This window comes from Sulfuricurvum sp. RIFOXYD12_FULL_44_77, from assembly GCF_001830725.1.
Lineage (GTDB): Bacteria > Campylobacterota > Campylobacteria > Campylobacterales > Sulfurimonadaceae > Sulfuricurvum > Sulfuricurvum kujiense_A.
In genome coordinates this window covers 1-7761 of the sequence record NZ_MIBU01000131.1, presented here as the reverse complement: position 1 = coordinate 7761, position 7761 = coordinate 1, and the positions used below count along the sequence as shown (strand labels likewise).

Here is a 7761-nt window from a genome sequence, read left to right as displayed (position 1 = left end):
ACCTCGTATGAGCCTCTTAAAGGGCTCCAGCAGGTCGAGAAACGGATGTTTGGACGTGAAGGTGCAAATGTACGGATTATCGATGTCTCAGGCTCTGTAATCGAAGCAAACGACGGGCCGTACGGGAACTTCAAACCGATCTACCAAGAGTACGTCGAGTTCCCGAAAGACAGTAACGGAAACAGTTACCAAGCGGGAGTCTTTTTCGCGTATGAAGCATGCGGCTTAGGTTTCCGTCGCGGCGGAAAAATCCTAGGCAATATGTCAAAATTTGTGGGGCATGTACTGCGCTAATATTTTGTCATTCCCGACCTGATCGGGAATCTAGTAGCTTTTAAATTCTTTTTCTTATTTACTTACCACACTTTTTGTAGCCGCTATTTTTTTATCGGCATACAAAACAACATCTTTTATAACTAATTTTTGAATAGCTGAAATAACAAGACTCATGTAGTTATAGTCTGGAGTATTGTCGGATTTAACGGCGTAATGAAAAAAACGAGTGGATGAATTATCGTTTTTTTCATTACGCCGAAAATGACGAGATTTTAAAACCCGCTCACCAAAAAATCAAGCGCGGCGATAATCTCGCTTCGTTGCTCTTTCAAAGACCACACTTTTTCTCCCAATGCGGATTGCTCAATCCCTGAGAGTTCTTGGGTTAGCATTACTACACTCTCACCGTTAATCTCAAAAATCGGGTTTAGATGCTGAATATTTTTCTCTTGTCGAACCAAAGGGACGACGACACGCGTCGATAATGAACCAAGCAAATCGGCTTGAATATCGAGAAGGTAGGGAAACTCCTCCGCACTTTCACTGTTAGCGTTTCGATAGACGTCAAACTGTGCCATCAAAACCGTCGTAATCGCTCACCAAATACACCCCGTTTTTGAACAGAGAGATTGTATTCGGAAATAGCATCTTGATTGTCTGCAAGCCATTGTTGCGATTTTTGATCGATGATAGTTTCTGCCAAGTTTTCTTCAAGCATTTTAGAGAGGTTAATTTTAAGCTCTTTTGCTTGTAGTAGCAAATCACTGTTAATACTGAGATTTGCCGATTTTTTAGGGGCATTCGGATTATAAACGGCTGTCATAACATTCTCCATACGCATTATATATGCGCATTGTATCATAATTATGTAACCTATTTTGATTTCAATCTGTTTAGAGAAGATTTACAGCGACATCGGTTTGCCGGTAAAGTATCCTTGTGAATAATCAACATCCAACTTTTTGAGGGTGTTATAAATCTCTTCATCCGAAACAAATTCCGCAATCGTTTTTGCACCGATTTTTCGTGCAAAATCGATAATCGTCTCGACAATAATATGGTGACGAGGGTTACTGCTGATTTCCCGAATCAACGAACCGTCTATTTTGATGTAATCGACACTCAATTTTAATATGTTTTCAAAATTCGAATAACCCGTCCCGAAATCATCAATCGCAATTTTTGCCCCCAATGCTTTGACTTTGGTAATAAATTGTGTCACTTCCGCATAGCTCTCGATCCCCTCCGATTCTAAAATCTCAAAAACGATTCGAGGTGCCGTACCGGTCTCGGTAATCGTTCTGATAATCTCACTGACCGTATGGGTATTACGGATATCACTGTCGGAGAGATTAATAGAGAACTCCTCACTGCGCGTAGCAAAAAGGGTACACGCTTGATAAAGTACCTCTAAAGTGATTTGCGGATAGAGTTTGGTTTGCTTCGCGATAGGTAAAAATTCCATCGGCGGTACCATATTACCGACATCGTCAATCATCCGAACCAATGTTTCATATTTGTTGATTTCACCTGTTTTGAAATCAACAATCGGCTGATAATGACACATAATCCGATGTTCAAAAAGGGCTCTTCGGACATCCGAAGCCATCGTTAAATTCGAACGGTATTGCTCTTCAACCCTCTCTTCTTGATTGTAAAATGCAATCTGTTTTTTATTCTCTTTCGCATGGTGTAAGGCTATATCGGCACGTGTTAAGATATTCTCAGTCCCTAACGCAACACCTATCGTTACTCTGATCGTTAAACTCTCTTCTTTAACCGTAAATGTCTTCTCTTCCAACAATTTTATAAGTGTTACCAAACGATGTTCTAACTCACCCAAGCTGAGATTACCTGAGAATGTCAATACAAATTCATCACTCCCTAAACGATAACATGACCCCGATAACGCATTGAGCCATGCACCGATTTGTATCAGTATTTCATCCCCGATCTCAATTCCAAAAAAATCATTAATCTCTTTGAAATCATCCACGTTGACAATCGCCAGAGCCGTTATCTCTCCTTGGAGCAATTTTTCCTGCAGTCTAAATCGATTCGGTAAACCTGTGAGACGATCACTGTAATATTGATTTTCCAGTTCAAGCGTTTTTTCTTGCACTGCCCCCTCAAGAGAGATATTCATGGCTTCCATTTGTCTCAAATAACGATATGTTGTCTCTTGCATCGCATTAAATGAAGTAACAATCTGTTCAATCTCTTCACTGCCATCTTCCTCGAGTACCATATGATCACCCGGTCGATAATCACGAACTTTCTGTGCAATTTGGCCTAACGGAGAGAGAAGATTACGAACCCACCACACCGCAAAGAAAAAAATCAACGCAATACTCATTCCTACGCCGTAAAAAACATTGTACATAGATTGACGTGTTTCATCATACGCCAAATCACTATAATACAATGTAATCGAACCCATTGACTGCCCAAATGCAGGTTCTTTGATCTGATGGGAAACAGTGATAGCATTCTCTATGGATTGTGACTTCGGATTGCTATAGCGGTACAATAACTTTCCGTTTTGATCACGGACTGAAAGTTCTATGACATCAGGAACAGATACTGCGGGAGAGACTTTTTCGGCTATTTGGTCATAAAATTTTAAATAAAGGGTCATCTGAAGCGATTTTTCAACCGTTTGCAACAGTAAATCCGCTTTTTGTTTTTCCGAAACCCGTTTCGTATTTTCAAAAGTAATACTGATGACCATCCCGAAAGTTGCAAAAATAAGTAAAAAGACAAGGATTAAAGATCCGACTACTTTATAAGAAAGGCGACTTCGTGAACGGTACATTTTAAGCCTTCTACCATGATAAAAAATTATTCCAAAAATCGTGCAATCTCTACTCAATAAATATATTAAAGCGAAATAAGAAGTTTAATTGCATAATATACTATCAAATTTATTTAATCTATCTTTATTCAGCTGTTATTAACGGTTATAGTATTATATTTTAGCCATTAACTCAAAGGGCGAAATCGGTGGAATGCAAAATAGCGTCAACTGCAAGTGAACAGAAGGCTATACTGCAACAGCGGTATGATATTTTTGTGGAAGAATTCAATTTTTTAGCACCGAGAGAAGACGGGAAACGGATCGAATACGATGAGTATGATGAACATTCTCTCTTGTTCGGCGTTTGGAAAAAAAACGGGCTAATCGCTTCATGCCGTCTCATTCTTCCAAGCTATACATTGGGTTTACCGACGCTCAATTGTATGATTATTGATTCGACTACGTTTCGTAAAGATGAATCAACAGCCGAAATTTCACGCATTTTAGTCGCCTCAGAGCACAGAATTTTCAAAAAAACGATTAAGATTCTTCAAACAATGCAAAAAGAGATTAATAGGGTCTCTTCCGAGTATGGGATAGTACAAATAATCGGAGCGGTTGAACCCAGTTTCCTGCGTCTTCTTAACTATTCCAAACTCCCATATCAACCGATTGGCCCTTTACAAAACCATATAGGACCTGACCGTTACCCTATAATTTTAAAAATAAAAGACCATATCATTTTTATGAAAGAACTCCGATGATGAACCGTTTTTCTCTCGCTTTGTTATTTGTCCCCTTTTCTCTTTTTGCCGCTGAGGCAGATACGGATCTTTTTAATACTCTTACAGACGACATCAACACCATTACAAAAACAGCAAAAGATCAGCGCGCCAATATCGACTATCTCCCCTACATAATGACAGTATTTGAAGGTGAAGAACTTTCACGTGCGGGTGCTTCTTCACTAAAAGAGGCCCTCTCACTCGCTGCAGGCGTCAACATTGCCAGCGATAACCTCTCCTTGTTTAATCCGGTCATCCGAGGTTCCAACCCCGTTGCGTACGGACAAAGCAAACTGATTGTGGATGGAGTCGAGGTTAACGATCTTTTCTTCGACGGCTATACCGCATATCTAACGATGCCGATCGATATGATCAAACGGATCGAAATAGTCCGAGGCCCCGGCAGCTACAGTGACGGACACTGGGGGTATGCCGGATCGATCATCGTCACAACCTATAAAAAAGAACCCGATACGGATAAAAACAGCCGTTGGTTCACCTCAGCGGGTACGCACAATACCTACAAAGCAGGTGCTTCGTATGCGATGAGAGAAAATGACTTTGCTTTTGCCGCAGATCTCTATACGGTACACGATAATCTTTCGCTCCCTTATGGTCAAGACGGTCTTTCTAATAATCTTTTAGGTGTAGCCAATGCACCTCTCTCTCGATCCGGCAACGCACCCTCTTCCACCGATGCCACCATGTTTTCATTTTCTCTCGCTAAAGGGGATTTTTTTTCCGACGGACGTATCTCTTCTTATCGCCACGGATCGGGAGGAGGTATTAATTACGCTCTTGCCACCGGAGAGGATCACTACAATATCGATCAATGGCAGCTTCGTGCCGGAGTCCACTACAATGTAGAAGATTTTACCGGAACGTTCCAAGCATCTATCGTACAAGACAGCTTTATCAGCCATCAGCTTCTTGCACCGGAAGGACTGCAATTCCCTTCGCTAAACCCGCCTACGACTCTTGTTACCTATGTAAACGGTTTTTACGGTGAGCATGAAGCGATTATACGAACCTATCGCGTTAATAATACCTTGAGCGGTAGTGTGATGGGAGGGGAAGCAACATTTGGTATCGGTAAATCATGGAGCAGTGTTACTTCTGAGAAAACGATAACAACCGACCGCGACAGCGGAACGGGAATGACCGATTATTCGACTATACTCCCCTTTTTCAGTCCGAATGGATCGATTAACAATCTAACAACCTACTTGACCTATGAGAAGGTTCTATCCTCTTCACTATGCGGCTATGCTTCATTGACGGTAGACAAACGGAACGATTTATCAGCACAAGTAGATCCTCGTGCCGCACTCTTATATACGCTTGATCCCGACAACCTCATCAAGTTGTCCATCTCCCATGCCCACAGAAACCCCTCTTGGCAAGAGATGTATACCCTCAATAACAGAGCCAGATGGGGAAATCCAAATCTCGTCCCCGAAACTGTCATGGCGTACGAAACGCAATTAATACATCGATTTGAAGTGGATCACTCTTTATCGGTAAACTTTTTCCAACTCAACAATGAAGATCAAATTTATCCTCAATACAATAGTACATTCTTACGATACGAATATATTAACGGTTCAAAAAGCAAAATTCGCGGATTTGAAGCCGAATGGCGCAAACGTTATGATGAAACCTCTTTTTACGGGGCATTTACCCATATCTGGGCAGAAGATGGACAAGGTGCAACTCTTCCCAATGCACCGAGCAACACAGCACGCGGATTTATTACCCATACACTCGACACTAACTGGTACGGCTCTCTTGCCGGACGGTGGCAAAGTGCAACACCCAGAGCAAGCACAGATCCGCGTAGCGATATGAAATCCATCGGGATCATCGATACCTCTATCGGATACAAACTTCCAAAATTCCAGAGTGAAGTTCAACTGACGGCTAAAAATCTTTTCGATAAAAATGAGTTTTATCCCAGCCCCACAAATACCTACGATGGGGACTACCCCTCGAGCGGTCGTACCTTTCTACTTACGTTTAGGGGGACTTTTTGAAACGTCTTCTTCTAACTCTTTTTCTCAGTAGTGCAGGATGGTGTGCCTCGTATGACCCGTTTTTATTGGAAACTCAACTCTCTTTACTGCCAAAAATTGCGGTATTGGAAAAAAATATCCTCACCTCTAACGTAAAATCGCCTATCAAAATTTTGATTGCCTACGACCGAGGAGACGATGATACGGCCGCCTCATGTATTAAAATATTGATGTCTAAATTTAACGGTCATATTAACGGCCGTCCGATCAGTGCCATTGCACTCCCGTTTGACAAACTTGACGGGACCGCATCGTATCATTTTATCTATGCTCTGAAAGCGAGTATGTCACAGTTGAGTAAAGTCCATAATGCCGTCGGTACCTCAGGTGCCATTACTGCACTCTATGATGCAGACAAACTTACGGATAATGGATTATTACTCTCGATTCGAATGGAGAGAACTCCGATTATTCTGATCAATGCAAAAGCCCTACGGCAGAATCGTTTTTCATTCCCCGACAGTCTCCTTGAAATCGCGAGAATTGTACAATAGCTCTTTTTTCCTATCGTATCTCTTTTTGATTCATTTTCCCTTGCAAAGCATTCGATATATTCATCAGTGAAAAGGTGACGATAAAGATCATCAGCCCCGGAAAAAAACTCACCCACCACGCAATATCAATTACCTCTTTACCGCCGCTTAGGATACTTCCCCAACTCATTTGGGGAGCTACAATCCCAAGACCTAAAAACGAGAGTCCCGATTCTGCCAGAATCGCCCCACCTACTCCGAACGTAAAACTGACCAAGACGATCGGAGCTAAAAGCGGCGCATAGTATTTCAACATTATTTTAAGGGGATGAACTTTGGCAATATGCAAAATACGGATATACGGCTTCGAAGCGATCGCAAAGCTCTCAGAACGGATCAGACGTGCCGTGCCCATCCATCCTGTTATCGAGATAATGAGTACCAAGACCCACAAGGAGGCATTGACATAACTTACCAGTGTTAAGAGCAAAAAGAGGGTCGGAAACGTTAGAAAAAGGTCAACGACTACGATAAAAATTTTGTCATATCCCCCCCGAAGCAATGCGGCACTCACCCCATACAGCAAACCGATTAATGTTGAAATGAGCGCACTTGCAAACCCTATCACAAGCGAAACCTGCCCCCCTTCCATCAATCGTGCTAGTAAATCCCGTCCAAGACGATCGGTACCGAACCAATGGGTTATAGAAGGCTCAACTAAAATAGCTTTTGGGTCTAAAAAGAGAGGATCGAGTGTGTAAAAAAAAGGGCCGATAAAGGAGAAAAAGATCACCCCGACCAGCGTGGCAATACTGAAAAAAGGCATTACTGCTTTATGCCTAAAAGTGTCGTCATCATCTGATCGATCGTTGTGATAACTTTAGCGGCGGCACCGTAGGAGGTTTGATAGCGGATAAGATTGGCCATCTCTTCATCAATACTCACTTTACTGACCGAATCATACTCTTGTTTGATAGCGTTATACTGTGCGGTAAGCGACTCATTGGCAAGGATGACCGAATTCGTTTTTGTCCCGACTTTTGTGACCAAGGTATCAAAATAGCCATATACCGTATCCGATGTCTTATCAAACCCCGTTCCGAATGTAACTCTAGCAAACTGCAATTCAACCATAGCCAAAGCAGTTTGATTGTCCCCGTTTGCAGGAGATTTGAACCCTTTTATTTTACTGGTATCCTCTTTTAAATCACGGCTAAGGGAGATACTTTTCGCATCAGATCCGTCTAAAAAGCGATTAATTCCCGTTACTCCGGCAAAATTGGTTCCGTTATCTTCAATCGAATAGGAATACCCTTGCGAAGCAAATGTTGATTTAAAATCAATTTGAAAAATGCGTT

General features: G+C 41.9%; 9 protein-coding genes. 4 read left to right on the top strand and 5 right to left on the bottom strand.

Annotated elements, in window-relative coordinates; genetic code table 11:
* Positions 1–294: glutathionylspermidine synthase family protein (locus A2517_RS05500; RefSeq protein ID WP_294894937.1), on the top strand; the 294-nt coding region annotated here is incomplete at its 5' end.
* A gap of 254 nt (positions 295–548) precedes the next feature.
* Here the strand turns inward: A2517_RS05500 and A2517_RS05495 are convergent.
* From A2517_RS05495 to A2517_RS05485, 3 genes are all read right to left on the bottom strand, one after another.
* Positions 549–854: a CcdB family protein gene (locus A2517_RS05495; RefSeq protein WP_294894935.1), complete on the bottom strand. Its 306-nt coding sequence runs from the start codon at positions 852–854 to the stop codon at positions 549–551.
* The gene (locus A2517_RS05490) at positions 854–1099 is read right to left on the bottom strand and encodes a type II toxin-antitoxin system CcdA family antitoxin (RefSeq protein ID WP_294894933.1); all 246 of its coding nucleotides are present in this window, start codon (positions 1097–1099) and stop codon (positions 854–856) included. The genes A2517_RS05495 and A2517_RS05490 overlap by 1 nt, the downstream gene beginning before the upstream one ends.
* An 81-nt stretch (positions 1100–1180) precedes the next feature.
* Entirely contained in the window at positions 1181–3091 is a 1911-nt protein-coding gene (locus tag A2517_RS05485) for a GGDEF and EAL domain-containing protein (RefSeq protein WP_294894931.1), read from the bottom strand.
* A gap of 188 nt (positions 3092–3279) precedes the next feature.
* Here A2517_RS05485 and A2517_RS05480 point away from each other — a divergent pair, with 188 nt between their 5' ends.
* Genes A2517_RS05480 through A2517_RS05470 form a run of 3 tightly spaced genes read left to right on the top strand, consistent with a single transcriptional unit; the run spans position 3280 to position 6424 of the window.
* Positions 3280–3837, top strand: a complete 558-nt coding sequence (locus tag A2517_RS05480) for a GNAT family N-acyltransferase (protein WP_294894929.1) — start codon at positions 3280–3282, stop codon at positions 3835–3837.
* The gene (locus A2517_RS05475) at positions 3834–5891 is read left to right on the top strand and encodes a TonB-dependent receptor (protein WP_294894927.1); all 2058 of its coding nucleotides are present in this window, start codon (positions 3834–3836) and stop codon (positions 5889–5891) included. Before A2517_RS05480 ends, A2517_RS05475 begins: the two co-directional genes overlap by 4 nt.
* A complete protein-coding gene (locus A2517_RS05470; RefSeq protein ID WP_294894925.1) occupies positions 5888–6424 on the top strand; it encodes a hypothetical protein in 537 nt (178 codons plus the stop codon). The genes A2517_RS05475 and A2517_RS05470 overlap by 4 nt, the downstream gene beginning before the upstream one ends.
* Positions 6425–6434: 10 nt before the next feature.
* Here A2517_RS05470 and A2517_RS05465 read toward each other — a convergent pair whose 3' ends face one another.
* Positions 6435–7229 carry an ABC transporter permease gene (locus tag A2517_RS05465; protein WP_294894923.1) on the bottom strand — a complete coding sequence of 265 codons (795 nt, stop codon included), beginning with the start codon at positions 7227–7229 and terminating at the stop codon, positions 6435–6437.
* Positions 7229–7761: flagellar basal body rod C-terminal domain-containing protein (locus A2517_RS05460; protein ID WP_294894921.1), on the bottom strand; the 533-nt coding region annotated here is incomplete at its 5' end. The genes A2517_RS05460 and A2517_RS05465, both read right to left, overlap by 1 nt.